This window comes from Bacteroidota bacterium, assembly GCA_018816945.1.
In the GTDB taxonomy this organism is placed as follows: Bacteria; Bacteroidota; Bacteroidia; order Bacteroidales.
In genome coordinates, this window is the sequence record JAHIVC010000073.1 from 103,893 (window position 1) to 122,247 (window position 18,355).

Sequence of the window (18,355 nt, forward strand, 5' to 3'; positions counted from 1 at the left end):
TGAAGCTTATTACTTAAAAATATGATTCTATTATGTTTATTAATTCTTCTTCATTTTTTAATAAATCAGCAAGCAATGCAAATTGATTTCTTGCCCTTACCAGATTGTGTTCGTCGTAAGCGGTTTTAAAATAAACATCATTCTCCAGATAATCAGTCAGGAAGCGCAAACCGATTATGAGGATCATGTATTTTGCCCCATTAATCAGCTGGTTCTTCTCTGTTATTGTCAGCACATTTGATAACTCTGATAGGTAACCTCTGCTTAAAGCAGAAAACACTTCTTTACGGAGGATAACTTTAGAGCTGTCTGTTTCGTCTTCAGGAACAGGGCTCGTAAAAGTCCTGACCATATCGCCAAAATCATAAAGTACCAATCCGGGCATTAAGGTGTCCAGATCAATCACGCAAATTCCTTCCCCCGTTTTCGCATCAAGCAGCACATTATTTAACTTGGTGTCGTTGTGCGTAATGCGCTTAGGAAGCTCCCCTGAAATAGTTAAATCAGTGATTAAATCCGAAATTCTACGCTGGTCCTGTACAAATAAAATTTCTTTATCGGCATTTTGTCGTCTTTCTTTTTTTGACAATTCCAGCACTTTATCAAACTTCAGATATCTTTTGTTTAAATCGTGAAAATCGGGGATGGGATCAAAAAAATCATTAGTATTCAGATCGAGGCAAAGCCTTTGCATTTTACCGAAAGCTTTTGCTGCCTGAAATGCATGCTCTTCCTTTTCGATTACAAAATAGGAAATTGAATTTTCAATATAATTATACATGCGCCAAAAATCCCTATTCTCATCAATGACATAAGGTTTCTCATCCGACGTTTTAAATGTTTTTAATTGAAATTCATTTTTTTGATGAAGGTGATTTAAATACAACTCTATGTTATGAACAACATGTTCAGGGGTTTTAAAAACATTTTTATTGATTTTTTGAAGTATGAATCTTTTGTCACTTTCCGCAATCCCGATCAAAAAAGTATCATTAATATGCCCACCGCCATATGATTTAGCTGATTTGATATTTTTATTTGGCAAAAATAAAGATGCTATTTCAATGACTCTTTTGTTATCCATCCTCTTATCTCCACAAATTATCCGGATAAATATTTTGATTTACCAATTCGTTAATGCTTTCGATCACAAAAGCTTTATCTTCCTGATAAGTTACACCAAACCACTTTGCATCGCTCTCCAAAACTTTCACTCGTGCTTGATTGGTTTTTATTAAATGGGTAACCTCTGTTGGGATAAAGTATTCAGATTTAGGAACATTAATCTGTTCACTTAAAAACTTTACGAATCCTTTTTCAAGAAAAGAGAAAAACCCGGGTGTGAATCCCCAGATATTCATTGAAACTGTTGTATTTGCATGAAGCTTTACCCAATCTGTTTCATCTTCATAATATCCGATTGCATCATGGGTTTTTTGAATTTTTGTTTGCTCATCAACCCTCAACAAAAAATTATCCTTATCAACAATACATACGCCTCTCGAAACGGAACCATGCTCGGTGATGGTATTTCCCAATTGATATCCAACCATGCAATATTCATTACTTTCAGGACTGATTTTCTTGAAATAATCAATTACGGTTTTATATGCATTTGCTCCATAAAAATCATCGGCATTGATCACGGTAAAAGGTTCATTGATCTTATCTTTTGCAGCTAATATCGCGTGAGCCGTACCCCAAGGTTTTTCTCTATCAGCCGGACAAATAAATCCATTGGGCAATTTTTCAATCTCCTGAAGAACATACTCAGTTAGTATCTTTCCTTTCAGTTTTGGTTCAAAAATCTCGATAAAATCTCTTTCAATTTTTTTATTGATCACAAAAACCACCTTTCCAAAACCGGCTCTGATCGCATCAAAAATTGAGTAATCAATAATGCTTTCACCTGAAGGACCAATTTTATCCATCTGTTTTATGCCACCGTAACGACTTCCCAATCCGGCAGCAAGTATTAATAGTGTTGGTTTCATTTTTATATTGATTAATTATTTTTAAAAGAGAATTAAGTGACTAAAGTACTTAAAGTGCCTAGAGTACTTGGAGTTTGTTCTTTTTGATTCATCTCATAATTCCTTTTTTTATTTTAGGCACTTTAAACTTTAGTTCTCTTTAAGTACTTCTACTTTTTACTTTAGGCACTCCAAACTTTAGTTCTCTTTAAGTACTTCTACTTTTTACTCTAGGCACTCCAAACTTTAGTTCACTTTAAGTACTTCTACTTTTTTACTTTAGGCACTCCAAACTTTAGTTCACTTTAATTACTTCTACTTTTTTACTTTAGGCACTTCAAACTTTAGTTCACTTTAAGTACTTCTACTTCTTACTTTTCCCAATCAAATGACCTTTTGTTGCAAAATATAAAATGAATAAATAACATGGAATCAATAATAAATAAGCTTTTTGTGCTCCAATCGCAGGCATATCTGATAATGTTCCATAAAGCAGAGTCAAAATCGCTCCTCCAGCTATTGCCATGATCAAAAATGCAGAACCAATTTTTGTGTATTTCCCAAGTCCGGCAATAGCCAAGGGCCAAATTGCGGGCCACATGATGGCATTTGCAAATCCGAGCAATGCAATTGCTGTAACAGAAATATACCCGGAAGATAGTATGGCTGCAATCGAAAATAAAACACCCAGTATGGCAGAATATTTCAAAGCTTTTTCCTGCTTCAAATATTTAGGTATTAATAATATTCCTAAAATATATCCAAACACCATTCCTCCCAAAGTAAATGAGGCAAAGAATTTTGCTGTGGAAAAATCAAATCCTAGAAATTTACCATACCCAATTAGGGTATCAACAGCTATTACTTCTGCACCAACATATAAAAATAAGGCCAATACACCAAGCCATAAATAGGTGTGTTGAAATATGCTTTCTTTTTTCCTGGTTATATCTTTAACTTCTTCCTCTTCATTAATATCAGGCAGAGCGATAAATTTTAGAAGGATTGAAAGCACTACCAATACAATTGCCATTATTATATAAGGAAGAATCACCCTTTCGGCAAGTTGATCCAGTTCAATTGCTTTTTCGGAAAGAGTCATTACCTTAAGGTTTTCAACCAGATTATCTATCCCGTCTAAAACAATTACCCCCAAAATGAGTGGACTTATAATGCCTGCAACTTTATTGGCAATACCCATAATGCTGATTCGTTTAGCGGCACTTTCAATAGGCCCTAAGATGGTAACGTATGGATTTGCTGCTGTTTGAAGTATTGACAGTCCGGTACCTTGAATAAAAAGACCCGTTAAAAACAAACCATAGGTTCGCGACAGTGCAGCAGGAATAAATACCAATGATCCAATGGCCATTACAAACAATCCAAGCGACATCCCATTTTTAAAACCAATCTTTTTTAAAACCCATGAAGATGGCAATGCCATCACAAAGTATGAAATATAAAAAGCAGAGGTAACCAAATAGGCTTCTGCATCTGTACTTAATTCGCAGGCAATTTTCAAATAGGGAATCAAGGTTGCGTTCAACCAGGTTACAAATCCAAAAATAAAGAACAATGCCCCTATAATTGAAATTGATAAAACATATGAATTCTTGTTTTGTTTGATGTTGCTCATTTCTTACGGGTTAGGTTAATGATTTATTTGAGTTTATATTTTGCAAAAACTTCAATGGCCTGATACTCTGCCATACCCAGTTTATCATACATTTCAGCGGTTGCGTGATTTCTGTCTTCAGCTCTTTTCCAAAATTCACGGGCATCGTGACCCGGGTATAGAGGGCGATCTTTTTGCGATTGATGCTTGAAAATAGCCCTTCTTTTGATTACTACTTCATCGGGGCTCAGAGGCACGGCCATATCAACCTGATCAATATCCCATTCCTGCCAAGCACCACGATATAACCAGACATAGCATTCTTTCATCCACTTTTCATTTTTGAGTCGATCGATGGCTTCCATAATGGCGTTCATACATACCCTGTGCGTTCCATGTGGATCGGATAAATCACCGGCCGCGTATATCTGATCGGGTTTAATTTTTCTGATGATATCCATAGTTAATCTGACATCTTCCTCACCAAGTGGTTTTTTCTTCACCTTTCCGGTTTCATAAAATGGCATATCCAGAAAATGAATATTTTCATCTAAAATTTTTGTAAAACGACAAGCAGAGCGTGCTTCACCTCTCCGGACTGAAGCTTTGACATCCTGAATTTCTTTAGAGTCAACTTGTCCGGGGGCCTTATTTAAAATAAAATTTAGGGTCTTATTATAAACATCATCTGATTTACTACAACCTACTTCAAAAATTTTGTCATAATCGCGAACAAAATCGAGATAGCGAATGGCATCATCATCAAAAACAGCAATGGATCCGGAAGTTTGGTAAACAACATGAACCTCATTCCCTTGTTCAACAAGGCGGGATAAGGTTCCTCCCATCGAAATCACGTCATCATCAGGATGCGGACTAAAAACCAAGACCTTTTTTGGAAACGGCTTGGCTCGTTCAGGACGATTTGAATCATCAGCGTTTGGCTTGCCACCCGGCCAACCGGTAATGGTATGCTGTAAATCATTAAATACTTTGATGTTGATATTATACGCAGGTCCATGCTTGGTTACCAATGCCCCCATTCCATTATCATTATAATCCCTGTCGGTGAGCTTCAGAATCGGTTTCTCTAATATTTGACAAAGCCAAACAACAGCCTTACGGATCAATTTATTGTTCCAATCGCAATCCTCAACCAACCAAGGGGTTTTTATGCGTGTTAACTCAGCTGCTGCTGCTTTATCAAGAATAATTTGAGCATTGGGATGTTCCTGTAAGAAAGTTGCAGGGATGAGTTTTGTTATTTCTCCCTCAACCGCCTTTTGAATGATGTACGACTTGGCTTCTCCCCAGGCAAGTAAAATGATTTTTTTAGCTTTCATGATACTTCCAACACCCATGGTAATAGCTGTTTTTGGAACATATTGTTCGCCATAGAAGTCGGAAGCCGCATCGGTGATGGTCAGATGATCGAGCGTAATCCGGCGAGTCATTGAATTGATCGGGGATCCTGGTTCGTTAAACCCAATATGTCCGGTTCGTCCAATTCCAAGTAATTGAATATCTATTCCGCCATAAGCATCAATTTTTGCCTCATAATTTTTACAATATTCATAAACATCATCCTCTTTTATTGTTCCATCAGGAATATTAATATTTTTTGGGTCGATATCGATATGGTCAAAAAGATATTCGTGCATAAAGCGCACATAACTTTGCAATGCTTTCGGGTCCATTGGATAATATTCATCCAAATTAAAAGTGATTACATTTTTGAAGCTTAATCCTTCTATTTTATGTAATCTCACCAATTCGGCATATATTCCTACAGGAGTTGATCCGGTGGCCAAACCCAGAACAATTGTCCTGCCCTCTTTTTGCTTTTCAATAATTGAATCACCGATTTTTTTTGCAATTCTAACCGAAGCCTGATAGGCATCTTCAAATATTTCGGTTGGAATTTTTTCAAATCTGCAAATTAATTCATCATCTTTCGTCATGATATCTTCATTGATTTTTTGTGCAAATTTTATCTATAAACCTTGATTGTTGTTTGTGTATTTTGAGATCAATGTCTTCTTTAATTTTTCATACATCACCATAGTTTGATTAACTCTTGAATTTGAATAATCCGTAAGAAATTGTTTCGCTCTCTTTGGATTCTTTCGATGTATTTCAAGTGCTTCCATCTCAATTTTTGCCTGCTCATCAAAAAAACTTTGTTCCAAGGGATCGCGCACTGCATGTAAATCCTTTACAGCATCTTGCCATCTCAAACCTAAAAGATTATCGACAAAATCAACGGCCCAACGAAGTGATTTTTCATCATAATTATTGGGATCATAAGTATTGATATAAGGTGAAACATCTATTGCCCCTGCATAAATTGGAATATATGTACTTACATATTGATTATCCACATAGTACCAATATACGCCACCAATATCATCAGGCAACCAGTTTCGAAGCTGGGTAACCATTCCATAACCTCCACGAGCTACCATTCTGCGGTAAGTGATACCCAATAATTCTCGCTGAGCTTTAGTAGGAAATGGCGTGGCAAGTGGGCTTTTCACATATTTACCGTCATTTCCGGCAACCATCCAGTTTTTATCATTGGTCATATCATAAATAGTTCCTTCATAAAGTTCACGCTGAAAAGCAATTACATCCTGTACAGATAATTTTTTTTCGGGCTTAACAGAAAACGGGAACATGGATAATGGTTCAATATATTGATGATACGAATCGCTGCCGGCATAAACGGAATGTGCGGTTTTATCGGGCCACTCTTTCAAATTTGGCGCGTATTTACTGTAGAATAACCAAAGCCTGCTGACTGCCCACTCTCTCGGGATGGGTGCATATACCTCTTGCCAAATAAATGGTTTTCCGCTTTTTGGGTCCCACCAACCATGATCAATAGCCACTTGCTTATAATTTGATGAAGCCATAAATTCATCAGGTTTTGAAAGATCAATTTCCTTAATGATGCTCCAATTTGGAACGATGGCAATATGATCATCAGGGACTCTTTGAGCAGCCCAAATTGCACCGGCCTCACCACTTTCAGGGTCCCAATCCGGCCCAATGCTGAACACTTCTAAAACCCATGCTTCATTAGCATCGGCAATACACAAAGCTTCAGATTCCGGACCGCAAGATGTTTGAAACCCATATTTATCAACTAAAAAAGTAATAAGCTTAATAGCCTCTCTGGCAGTTTTGCACCTTTGTAATGCAAATGCCTGAGCCTGCTCAATGGTCATGATTTGCTTTCCGGTTTCAATACTAACCTGAAGCTCCTTTTTTTGGCTCATGGTACTTTCGGCAATGGCCAATTGAAATTCATTAATATGTGAATATCCGGAATGAAAATAGGTATAGGTTTCAGCTACCTGAGGGATATATCCAATGATTTTACCGTATTCATGCAAGGGTTTGTCCACATCTTGTAAGCCATAGTAAACCGGTGCCATATCACCAATTTTAAACCTTTTTCCGGGAATAATATGTACCCGACATTCAGGGGCAGCATCGGTATGAGATGTGATGACTGATCCATCAATGGTGGCTTTTCGCCCCACAATGATGTCGGTACAGGCATAAGAATTTAATGCGCCGCTGATTAATGCAATAAGCATTATCCTAATTAATTTATTTGTTTTCATCTCTTTATTGTTTGTCTTTCGGGAAATTCATAAGTAATATCAATATCAAGCCATTCCTCTAACTTTTTAAACATTTCTTCTCTGGTTTCTTTCGGAAAATTTCGGATACGGGTTGAATGCGATCCGCCGGGTAAAACATATTTTGCAGCGTCACATTCTCCTGTCAGCTCAACCTGTTGCGAAGCATAAGGATCAAATCCTCCATAAATGTAAAGAAAATGATCCCCTTCTTTTTGTAAGTAATTTTTAACCTTTTGCATCAATTCAGGATGATAGGTGATCTTTGTATTTTCAGGAAGAACAAAATCATAATTGTGCTCTTTTACCACATCAAGTAAGCCTTCAAATTCGGTAAGATCATAACCATAATAACCGAAATCTTTCATGGCCTGAACCATAAAGGTATAATCTTCTCGCACTTTTGATTCGGTTAAATAACCATAAGGGACAATTTTTTCGAAATGCCTGTAAACCGAATCCATGCCCACCGATTCGTTGGGGATTGAATCACAATGAGCTCCCCATTGCCAAAAAGAAAAAGGATATTCCAATACCATGTATTCATATCCAAATTCATAACCCGGGCGATAGGTATATCCAGCCTTTTTATTTCCCTCAATAAATTTAGGCAACAATTCTTTTTTCTTTTTAAGCAGTAATTCCTGATAATTATGAATTGCTGCTCTGCATTCCGCAGTTCCCACCGTGTCAAAATAATGATAAAAGCGAGGGTCATCTCTTGAAAACATCAAAGGGCCGACATAAGGTACGGAAGCATCAACATCATTGGGAAAATAATAACGATGATACATGGTGGTTTGACCTCCTTTACTAATTCCGGTATTGATCCATTTTCCGGTAAAGTATGGCTTTAATAATTCAACCACACGATGATGATCATTAGCAGCCTGCTCGATGGTTAAATAATCATAATCGGTGCTATCAGGAAACGAAGTGCCAAAATACCGATGTTCAACGAAAACCTGATTGGCATCCAGTATTTGTGTGATTTCTTCGATATAATCCTTTCGGGCAGCACGATTTGCATTATACCCTTCAGTTACCAATACAACAGGTTTAGATTTATCCTTTAGGGACAAAAAAATGCGTTGCTTAAAAGTTTTGCCATTGGCATTTTTATGATCAAGCAGCTGGGTTAATTCCAACTGATAAAATTCTTTGAAATTTTTCCCGTTTTCTTTTTGGATGATAGTCAAACCGGGTATAGTCTGCAGATACCTTAAAAGGTCCGAATTTTGCGCAAATGCAATTTGTGTCAGAAAAATAAAAGACAGACTGAGTTTAATAATTCGCATCATATACTTATTAATTATTTGATTATCTAAAAATAAATCCTTTCACTAGTGGATCCTCCGGGTCAAAATAGAATTTATGCTGACCGGTTATGTAAGCGTTTCCATTTACTTCGGGAATTACTGAATGATGGCCCCCAAAATCAACTTCTTCCACAACTTTTACTTCAAAACAGGTATCCAAAATACTTTCGATGCGGATAGATTCTCCGGTTTTGATTTCATTTCGAAAGTAATGAATGGCTGCCCTGGCGCTTACTCCGGTTCCGGTTGGTGAACGGTCAACTTCCCCTTCGGCAAACACACAAACATTTCGACTGTGATTTTTTGGATCGTTGGCCTTACCGGTAAAAATAGTTCCGTATAAAAAACTTAAATCTTCTTCGAAAGGGTGCTTGATCTCGAAATTTTGCATTACCGTATTTTTAATGCGCTTGCCCCAATCAATAATTTGGTTGTAATCCGTAACCTGCAAACCCAATCCAATGTTGTCGGCATCAACAAAGGCATAAAAAGCCCCGCCATAAGCAATATCAAATTTCACTTGTCCGATTCCTTTAACTTCAATTTCCTGATCTTTCATTAATACAAATGAAGGGACATTCCGAAATGAAACAGAATCAAATTTCCCATTGATACGTTTTACTTTCGAAAGAATCCGTCCGGCAGGTGCATCAATTTTCAGCTCAAATTCCTCTCCTTTTTTTTCTACTATCCCAATTTCGGGCAGTATTTTCGACAAAGCTATGATCGCATGGCCACACATGGTGCTATAACCTTCGTTATGGATGAAAAATACGCCAAAATCACCATCGGATGTATTAGGCGGGATAAGAATTGCCCCGTACATATCAGCATGACCACGGGGTTCAAACATGGTTGAAGTACGCAAATGGTCGTAGTTTTCCCTAAAATATCTTCTTCGCTCTAAAACAGAACTCCCTTTTATTTCGGGAAGCCCTTTGATGAAAATACGCAAAGGTTCTCCGGCTGTATGTGCATCAATGGTTTCAATACATTTCCAATGATCCGGTGCAATCCAATTTAATTCCATTTGGTCGAATAATTTGCTAGTTCAAATTAATGAAAAATGGAGGAGAATTGCTAATGAAATCAGTTCGATTTCATGTTATTTGTTTAGGGTGATTGTTGAGAACGTGTTTATGTGTTATGGTGTTTGTGTGTCAATGTGTTTGCGTGATTATGTGTTTACGTGTTTATGTTTTGAAATTTCAATTGTTCAAAGGTTCAAAACCCGGATGTTTCTTACGGATTATTCCTCTTAGCTGCTTTCACAAACAATATAATTCTATATTAGAATTTAAGACGATTTCTTTAAGCAACCCTTAACGCATTTTTTACATCTATATAACATTCATATATAGCGAATTAAAATAAATTTTAAAAGAGTTATCAAAAAACAGAGTGACTTTTTCGTTTTTTCGGAATAAAGAAGTGTAGTTAACTTAATTCATAAACGTAAATTTTTATTAAAATGAGAAAGAAAAAAAAGAACAGCATTAAAACAAGCTTAATTGCAATTGCTTCATGTTTGGTTCTATTACTCCCGTTTTCGTGCCAAGAGAAACCGGATGCCATCCCCAAAAATGAGTTCCAAATTGAAACCAACGAATTTTTTATTGCTGAAAATTCAGCAAAGATGGTTGCCGAAAATTTTGCTAAAGGATTCGGTTCTAACACTCCTAATTCATTGAAAACCCAAAAAACGTATTCGTTAAATAATTTTTTGGATGAAGAAAATGGAGAAGCATTATTGTATATTGTAAATTATGATGAAGGTGGGTTTATAATTATCCCTGCCGATAACAGGGTTTATCCAATCTTGGCACATTCCGAAGAAAGCTCTTTTGTAACAGTAGAATCTGAGATCCCAGATGGCGTTAATCTTTGGGTACATTATACTAAAAAAGCCATAAAAAAAGTGAAAAGGGAAAACAAGAAACAAAATCTTGAAATGGAAAAAATCTGGAAAAGACACCTTAAAGTGACTAGTTTAAAAGTCTATGACCCACCTGGTCCTTGTGAAGATGAAACTATCAATGTTGGGCCGTTTTTACAAACAGTATGGCATCAATGGGTTGGGTTTAATGATTCACTTGACATTCTTTCAGGGTGCACTGAACTTCCTTATAATGGTAGAGCTTTTGTTGGATGTGTTACTGTTGCCATGGCACAGGTGATGAAATACCACCAACACCCAAGCTCCTATTCCTGGAGTAGTATGCCTAATATTTACGGAACAAGTGCTACTCATCTCTTAATAAGAGATATTGGAATATCAAATAGCATGGATTATCTTTGTTCTGGCTCAGAGACAAGTACACAAACCTATGTCGTCCCATCTCTAGTAAACGACTTTGGTTATTCCTCATCGGCCACTTTTGTTAATAATTACAACTACATAACTCTTAAAAATGAGCTTAGTAATAATAGACCTGTACTAATGAGAGCCGATGATGATAATGGACTTGGAGGGCATACTTGGGTTTGCGATGGTTATCAATCAAGATTTTACTGCGACTCAGGAGGTTCTTATTTATATTTTCGTATGAACTGGGGGTTTATTAATGGACTCTGTAATGCTTATTACTATTCATGGAATAGCAGTTTTGACCCTTTAGAATTTGAGTTTAACACAAATCTAGGAATGGTTATAGGGATTAAACCATAAAAGTATTATTTGGGAATGCCTATAATTGTACAATTGAAATATACATGCTTATAGGTATTCCCTTCACTTAATAAAATTTAATCATGAAATTAAAATCATTGTATATGAAAAATCTATTTTTTATTATTCTAGTTTTAGTCCTCATATCCTGCAAAAGGGATGACCAACCTGGAATCGAAGGTAATTTGAAGGTTAATCCCATAAATAGGATGGAAGTTAGTTATGTCGATGCCAATAGTGTTGACCTGCTTAATCAAAACAACACCAATTCTTTTAATCAAAGTGCTATAAAGTTGTATTACTTGGAAAATGGTGAGAAGAAATTTCAAAACATTTATTTTTCTTGTGAAGAAGCATTATGTTTTCTTAGGCTTTACACAAAGGCAGTGCCGTTATTTCTTGAGCTGAACAATCAGGTTACCGATACAATCACTAGCGAATTAACTATAGATGGTGCTAACTATAAAAGAAAAATTTGGTATAATGGTGAGCTAATCTCAGATACCTTGGCTGGTAGCGAATTTCATTTTACCATTATAAAATAATTTGCACCAAACTTAACGACCGATCTTTAAGTTTAAACTTTAGGATTGGTACATCATTAACAAATACCATGAAAAATATTTTTTTCTTAATTCTAACAACATTATTTTCAATAAATGTAATCGGGCAAACAACTGAATTCTCATTTCATCTAACTTCCGGCTTGTTTTCGTTTAGAGGATCAGAATCTGGAACAACAACGATTTATACAGCAGCATCTGATTTTGGCGCATATTCAACATGGTCTCCCTTTGGTAAACATAGCGGATTTTCATACTGTCTTGGGTTTAATGCACAAAGAATAACGGATTCACATTTTATTTTTGGAATTCGAACTAGCTATGAATCATTATCAAGCAGCATTAATATTGACAAAGTTATAAATATCACATCATCCGGAGGGGAAACCTGGGATGCCTATGACAGCAGAACAATCTTAACTAACCGATTTATAAATATATTTCCATTCCTTGGTAACAGAATGAATGTAATTAATGGGGTTAATTCCGATTTAATTTTTGGCTTTGATATTGGTGCATACCATAGCATAAAGGAACATGCAACAATAAATGCAAATCAGAAATCATATAATACAACAAAAAATTCTTTAAAAGAAAAATGGGACTACAGGCTTCATGTCGAAATGATAAACTATTATAAAAGAGTAGGGCTTAGCATCGGATACTCATATGGTTTAACAAATTATTTATTCGTGCCTAAATATAATAATTTTGAAAAAAGAGATGCACGGTCGAGAATGTTGAGGTTTGGATTAGTTTATAAAATTTAAAAAATCAAGCTTCACTTCGAATTAATCTTCTAAAAAGAAAATGAGGTGGTAAAATATTTTCATAGTTAAATAAGCCAATTTGAAAACAGGGTTATAGCCTTCCGAAAGATTATAATTTTCGGAAGGCTTAATTTTTTCTATTCTTTCTTATTGAAAACAAAAGAGCCCTGAAAGTTTTCCGAATCATAAACTTTTGCGTTCAAATTACCAGACTCAAAGACTCCTTGTAATTCAATCATTTTTCCTTTTTTTGTAAGAAAAGTAAGATACATATTTTGATTAATCATGTAAAGGTGATCAATTTTATAAATGCTGCCATCAGAAGATGTTACCTGCCCGAACACCGCATCCTGTTCTGTTTCAATGTTGATGATTAAAGCACCCTCCTTAGGATCTTCAGGATGAGTTTCCCAATGACCTTTAAAAAATTGGTTTTCGGCCAGTGATGCACGAAGCGAATGATTTGAAAAATTATCAACTACCTGTTCAAAAGAGAGACCACCCATTTCGAAAAATGAATGAGGAATGAGTGTGCCCATGTAGTTTAGAAATTCACTCATTTCCTTTGCCGTGTAAGGGTGCATTAAAGCCAGCACCTCTCCTCCTTTTTCGATGTCCATATTGTGGATCAAACATGGTCCGGCCTTAGCCGAAAAATCAACATCGTTTAATGAAAAATGTTTTATGGCCGGATTGATACGGGTTCGAAAATAAACCTGCTTTTTGATTGGATCAAAAACGATGGACCATTCTGCCACATCAAATACTTTTATTTTATCGAGCATGTAAAACCCATAATCCACGATATTTTCTGAAGGATCGTAAGTTTTAATTAAAAAGTCGGTTTTTACAAATCTTGGTACATTCGGATTGTCCAATTCAACTTTATATTGGCCCCCAAAATTCTCATAATATTTTGCAACTTCCATCTCACGATTGTAAGAAGTGTTAAACAATCCTTTTACCGGCATATTTTTATCCCTGTTGATTTTCATTTTCCCATCGACAAAAGCCAGAGCAGCACAATTGCCGCTTGCATCAGCCAGAAAATAATGCCAGCCCCAACCGTCAATTTCAATCTTTTCGGTCATTTTGATGGCTTCATCCAATGTTGAACAATTATCAAGCAGAAACTGCATCCATCCCATTTGGCTCAATCGCTGTAAAGAATCTCCTATCGGATAATCGGCATCTTCATTCATTTCCCAAATATAAAATCCAGCTTCATTCATTCCACCATCAGGCAAATCTTTCCCGAAATTATTGAAGGTTACCGAACCATATCGTGAAATCCAGCTAAGTTTTGAAGGCTTTGTAACTTCTTTATTCATCATCTCATTTAAACTACGCCCCATCTTAAAAACGCCCCTTTTGTTAATAAACACAATCCCAGGAACGCCAATGTCCCCCTCATTTAAATTGTGCCCAAAGATGAGCTTATCGCCTTTGTGTAGCATGAAAGTTGAACATGCCGAAGCTTTTACCAAACTCAATAGCGTCAAAGAAACTATTAATATACCGATCATTGTAAATTTGCGATAACTGTTTTTCATCATATTTTTGTTTAATTTGTTTTACACTTTTATGACGGTCAGTATTTGGTTTGGTTACAAATTTTATTCAGATTATGAGTTTTAATTCTACGTTCACCATAAAAAAACAGTATTCTACCGATTTTTGCTTCTTTCCAATCGATGGTTCGGGTAGTTTTGTCCATATCATAAATTTTTTATGAAAAAAGATGAAGTATAATTTAGTGCTCGGTAACTAATAAATATTGTAACGAAGTACATTTTATAATCGTCTAAGATAAAATTTCACATGAGTATCCATCAAAAACCAAATTCAATGAATGCTATCAAACTTATATCACCGTTATTAATGGTGTTTATATTTTTTCTGGGGCAATCTGTTTATGCTCAGGAAAACAACAATCAAATTGAAGTCGGGTACCGAATGACTGGCGAAATTGATGTTCAAGGATTTTCATTATCCGGTCAATCAACCATCAAGATTGAAGGTCACGCCGGATTATATGAAAGGATGGGGAACGACTTAATGTTTTACGGTTGGATTTTAAACGGTAAAACCCGCGAAGTAGTATGGGACATCTTAAAAGAAGAAAATGATAAATTTTTCGGGTACCGTAACTCGGGAAGATTTAAATTTAACAATGAAATCACCTTGCCTGCCGGCGACTATGAAGTTTATTACGCTGCCGGTATAGATCAAGGGAATTATAACAACAATAATAATTTCAATTTTGGCGATCTGCTGGATTGGATTTTTGATGGCAATTCGCGAGAACGTGATCGTGACTCAAGAAGGTATTCCGACTTTTCGATGCAGGTAAGCGGCCCTGAAAATAGTTTCATAAAAAACGACTGGCGAAAAAGCGTAGATGCATTTGCTCAAAATGCAATTGTTTCGATTGTAAGAGCAGGTGATGATGAATTTATGAGCGAAAACTTTAAGGTCGAAAACGAAATTGAATTAAATATCCGCGGAATTGGTGAGCAATACGATGGCGAGCAGTTCGACTTTGCATGGATCGTAAATTCAAGCACCTACGAAAAAGTATGGCCAACTGAGGACACCCGATTTTTAAAAGCCGGAGGAGGAAGAAAAAACCGATTGGTGTCTGAAAAAATCACTTTACAAAAGGGAGATTACACCCTGTACTATATTTCTGATGGCAGCCATTCTTTCCAAAGATGGAATGTACTTCCACCATACGATCCACAATTTTGGGGCATTTCAATCTGGACAGATGAAAAAAATCAAAACAAGGTAAAACTAAATGATAAATCAGATCAGTTTGTACTCAAACTAACAAAAGCCCGTGACGATGATTATTTAAGTCAGGCATTTAAACTTAAGAAGGACATGAAAATACGGGTTTACAGTATAGGAGAGCGTTCGGGCAGTTCGGAAATGGTTGATTATGGCTGGATTATTAATTCTGATACCCATAAAAAAGTTTGGGAATTTGATGGAAGGAATTCTGAATACGCCGGTGGTGGAGATAAAAACAGGTTGGTTAACGAAGAAATCGAATTAAAAGCAGGCAATTACATCGCTTACTATGTAACCGATGGTTCTCACTCTTATCGCAATTGGAATGTAGCTCCTCCATTAATTCCCGATTTATACGGACTCAGCATTTTGGCAGGTGACAATCGTGATTTTTTTGAATTGCAAGATACTCATGTCATTACCAACGAAAATGTTTTAGCCGAGATTGTAAGGGTTAGAAATAATGAATATGAAAAAAGGTCATTCACTTTAAATAAAGAATCGAAAGTAAGGATTTATGCAATTGGCGAAGGCACGGGCTGGGAAATGAATGATAGTGGATGGATTAAAAGTAAAGAAACCGGAAGAGTTGTTTGGGAAATGACACCCCGAAATACAGATCCGGCAGGTGGTGCAGAAAAAAACAAATTGTTTGACGGTACCATAACCCTGCCCGAGGGCGAATACACAGTTTATTATGAAACCGATGGCTCTCATTCCTATCGAAATTGGAACGCTTCCGCACCCCACGATCAGGAACATTACGGAATCAGTGTTTATTTGATAAAATAGCCTCTAATATAATAGCGATAAACTTCTCGGGAAAAAATAATAAGAGACGCCATCCGCCAATTGGCGGATGGCGTCTCTTATTACAATTAGCAAATTGGCACATTAACTCATTATCTCATTAATCAACCCATCATCCGCGAAATTAGGCAGGGTAACTTTTAAATTCGGTTCGGATTCCATTGCACGTTTTATCGCAAATACCGCTCCTTCGTTTCGAGCCCAACTGCGACGCGAAATACCGTTGTTCACATCCCAGTGCAACATCATTTTCAGTCGTTGATCGGCTTCTGCAGTTCCATCTAAAAGCATTCCAAAACCGCCGTTGATAACTTCGCCCCAGCCAACGCCACCGCCGTTGTGGATACTTACCCAAGTAGCTCCGCGGAATGAATCGCCAATTACATTCTGAACTGCCATGTCGGCAGTAAATTGTGAGCCATCATAAATATTTGAGGTTTCGCGATAGGGAGAATCAGTACCGGAAACATCGTGATGATCACGACCCAAAACAACCGGAGCTGAGATTTTTCCTTCTTTAATTGCTTTATTAAATGCCTCTGCTATTTTTGTTCTGCCCTCGCAATCGGCATATAAAATCCGGGCCTGAGATCCCACCACCAATTTGTTTTTCTGTGCCTCCCTGATCCACTGAATATTATCGCGCATTTGCTGGCTGATTTCAACATGCGCGGTTTCAGCAATTTTACTCAGTACTTCCATCGCAATCCGGTCGGTAATTTCCAAATCTTCGGCCTTGCCCGAAGTACAAACCCAACGGAAAGGCCCAAAACCATAATCGAAACACATGGGGCCCATAATATCCTGAACATAAGAAGGATATTTAAATTTCCCTTCTTTATTCATGATTTCGGCATCTGCCCTGCTTGATTCAAGTAAAAAAGCATTTCCATAATCGAAAAAATACATGCCTTTTGCCGTCAAGCGGTTGATGGCCCTTACATGTCTTCGTAAGGTTTCTTTAACTTTTTCTTTGAATTTTTCAGGATTGTTTGCAATCATTTCATTCGATTCTTCTAAACTCATCCCAACAGGATAATATCCACCCGACCAAGGATTATGAAGTGAAGTTTGATCAGAACCTAAATCCACAAAGACATTGTCGTCGGCCAATCGTTCCCATAAGTCCACCACATTGCCTTGATAAGCGATTGAAACTGCCTCTTTATTAACCTGGGCGACTTTTACCCTTTTGATTAATTCCGATAAATCTGTAAAAACCTCATCCACCCATCCTTGTTCAAAACGGGTTTTAACAACCTTGGGATTAATTTCGGCAATCAATCCAATGGCACCTGCAATAACGGCTGCTTTTGGCTGAGCTCCTGACATTCCTCCCAATCCTGAGGTACAGAAAATTTTTCCGGCAAGACCTTCACCGTTCTTTTCAATCATTCGGCCTGCATTCAAAACCGTAATAGTGGTGCCATGAACAATTCCCTGAGGACCAATATACATAAACGAACCGGCAGTCATCTGTCCGTACTGCGAAACACCCAATGCATTAAATTTTTCCCAATGATCCTGTGATGAATAATTGGGTATAACCATGCCATTCGTAACAACCACCCTCGGGGCTCCTTTATGCGAAGGGAACAATCCCATCGGATGACCTGAATATAGTGCGAGGGTTTGCTCATCGGTCATTTCTGAAAGGTATTTCATCGTAAGCAGGTATTGCGCCCAATTTTGGAAAACAGCGCCGTTGCCTCCATAAGTAATTAATTCGTGAGGATGTTGTGCAACTCTGGGGTCGAGATTGTTCTGCAACATCAGCATAATGCCTGCAGCCTGCTTTGATTTTTGTGGGTATTCATCAATGCCTCGGGCATACATCTTGTATGTCGGACGAAAACGATACATGTAAATCCGACCGTATTTTTTAAGTTCTTCTGCAAATTCGGGGGCAAGGGTTTTATGATGTTTTGGATCGAAATAGCGAAGTGCATTTCGAAGGGCAAGTTTTTTCTCTTCTTTACTTAAAATATCTTTACGAACCGGAGCATGGTTTACCTTTAGATCATAAGCCTGAAGGTCAGGTAAATTGCTGGGAATCCCCCTTTTTATTGCTTGCTGGAAATCATTCACGATTTTTGGTTTAAGGTTTTTTATTTGCTCACAAATTTACAACAATGCCCTTAATTTGTCATTGATAATCTTACTATTTTTCATATCTTGCATTTAAGTCGAA

At 36.9% G+C, this 18,355-nt stretch carries 13 protein-coding genes; 4 read left to right on the forward strand and 9 right to left on the reverse strand.

Features of this window, described 5'->3' with window-relative positions; genetic code table 11:
* Nucleotides 1-13 precede the first annotated feature (13 nt).
* From KKG99_11835 to KKG99_11865, 7 genes are all read right to left on the reverse strand, one after another.
* Entirely contained in the window at nt 14-1,084 is a 1,071-nt protein-coding gene (locus KKG99_11835; protein ID MBU1013687.1) for an aminoglycoside phosphotransferase family protein, read from the reverse strand.
* A gap of 4 nt (nt 1,085-1,088) precedes the next feature.
* Nucleotides 1,089-1,994, reverse strand: coding sequence for a nucleotidyltransferase (locus KKG99_11840; protein ID MBU1013688.1), 906 nt, complete (start codon nt 1,992-1,994; stop codon nt 1,089-1,091).
* A 343-nt stretch (nt 1,995-2,337) separates the two neighbouring features.
* The gene (locus KKG99_11845) at nt 2,338-3,609 is read right to left on the reverse strand and encodes a sugar MFS transporter (protein MBU1013689.1); all 1,272 of its coding nucleotides are present in this window, start codon (nt 3,607-3,609) and stop codon (nt 2,338-2,340) included.
* 23 nt (nt 3,610-3,632) lie between these two features.
* Nucleotides 3,633-5,549 (reverse strand): glucosamine-6-phosphate deaminase, encoded by a 1,917-nt coding sequence (nagB, locus tag KKG99_11850; protein ID MBU1013690.1) that lies wholly within the window; start codon nt 5,547-5,549, stop codon nt 3,633-3,635.
* A 33-nt stretch (nt 5,550-5,582) separates the two neighbouring features.
* A complete protein-coding gene (locus KKG99_11855; GenBank protein ID MBU1013691.1) occupies nt 5,583-7,220 on the reverse strand; it encodes a C69 family dipeptidase in 1,638 nt (545 codons plus the stop codon).
* The gene (locus KKG99_11860) at nt 7,217-8,539 is read right to left on the reverse strand and encodes an aminopeptidase (protein MBU1013692.1); all 1,323 of its coding nucleotides are present in this window, start codon (nt 8,537-8,539) and stop codon (nt 7,217-7,219) included. Before KKG99_11860 ends, KKG99_11855 begins: the two co-directional genes overlap by 4 nt.
* Before the next feature lie 19 nt (nt 8,540-8,558).
* Nucleotides 8,559-9,587, reverse strand: coding sequence for a proline racemase family protein (locus KKG99_11865; GenBank protein ID MBU1013693.1), 1,029 nt, complete (start codon nt 9,585-9,587; stop codon nt 8,559-8,561).
* Nucleotides 9,588-10,028: 441 nt separating this feature from the next.
* Between KKG99_11865 and KKG99_11870 the strand changes: the two genes are divergently transcribed.
* The 3 genes from KKG99_11870 (at nt 10,029) to KKG99_11880 (ending at nt 12,558) form a co-directional block, all read left to right on the forward strand.
* Complete coding sequence (locus tag KKG99_11870; protein MBU1013694.1) at nt 10,029-11,225, forward strand: C10 family peptidase; 1,197 nt, start codon at nt 10,029-10,031, stop codon at nt 11,223-11,225.
* A 104-nt stretch (nt 11,226-11,329) separates the two neighbouring features.
* Nucleotides 11,330-11,770, forward strand: coding sequence for a hypothetical protein (locus tag KKG99_11875; GenBank protein ID MBU1013695.1), 441 nt, complete (start codon nt 11,330-11,332; stop codon nt 11,768-11,770).
* 68 nt (nt 11,771-11,838) lie between these two features.
* Nucleotides 11,839-12,558: a hypothetical protein gene (locus KKG99_11880; protein ID MBU1013696.1), complete on the forward strand. Its 720-nt coding sequence runs from the start codon at nt 11,839-11,841 to the stop codon at nt 12,556-12,558.
* 137 nt (nt 12,559-12,695) lie between these two features.
* Here KKG99_11880 and KKG99_11885 read toward each other — a convergent pair whose 3' ends face one another.
* A complete protein-coding gene (locus KKG99_11885; GenBank protein ID MBU1013697.1) occupies nt 12,696-14,114 on the reverse strand; it encodes a hypothetical protein in 1,419 nt (472 codons plus the stop codon).
* 292 nt (nt 14,115-14,406) lie between these two features.
* Between KKG99_11885 and KKG99_11890 the strand changes: the two genes are divergently transcribed.
* Nucleotides 14,407-16,146, forward strand: a complete 1,740-nt coding sequence (locus KKG99_11890) for a hypothetical protein (GenBank protein MBU1013698.1) — start codon at nt 14,407-14,409, stop codon at nt 16,144-16,146.
* 102 nt (nt 16,147-16,248) lie between these two features.
* Here KKG99_11890 and KKG99_11895 read toward each other — a convergent pair whose 3' ends face one another.
* Entirely contained in the window at nt 16,249-18,252 is a 2,004-nt protein-coding gene (locus KKG99_11895) for a urocanate hydratase (protein MBU1013699.1), read from the reverse strand.
* Between the last annotated feature and the right edge of the window lie 103 nt (nt 18,253-18,355).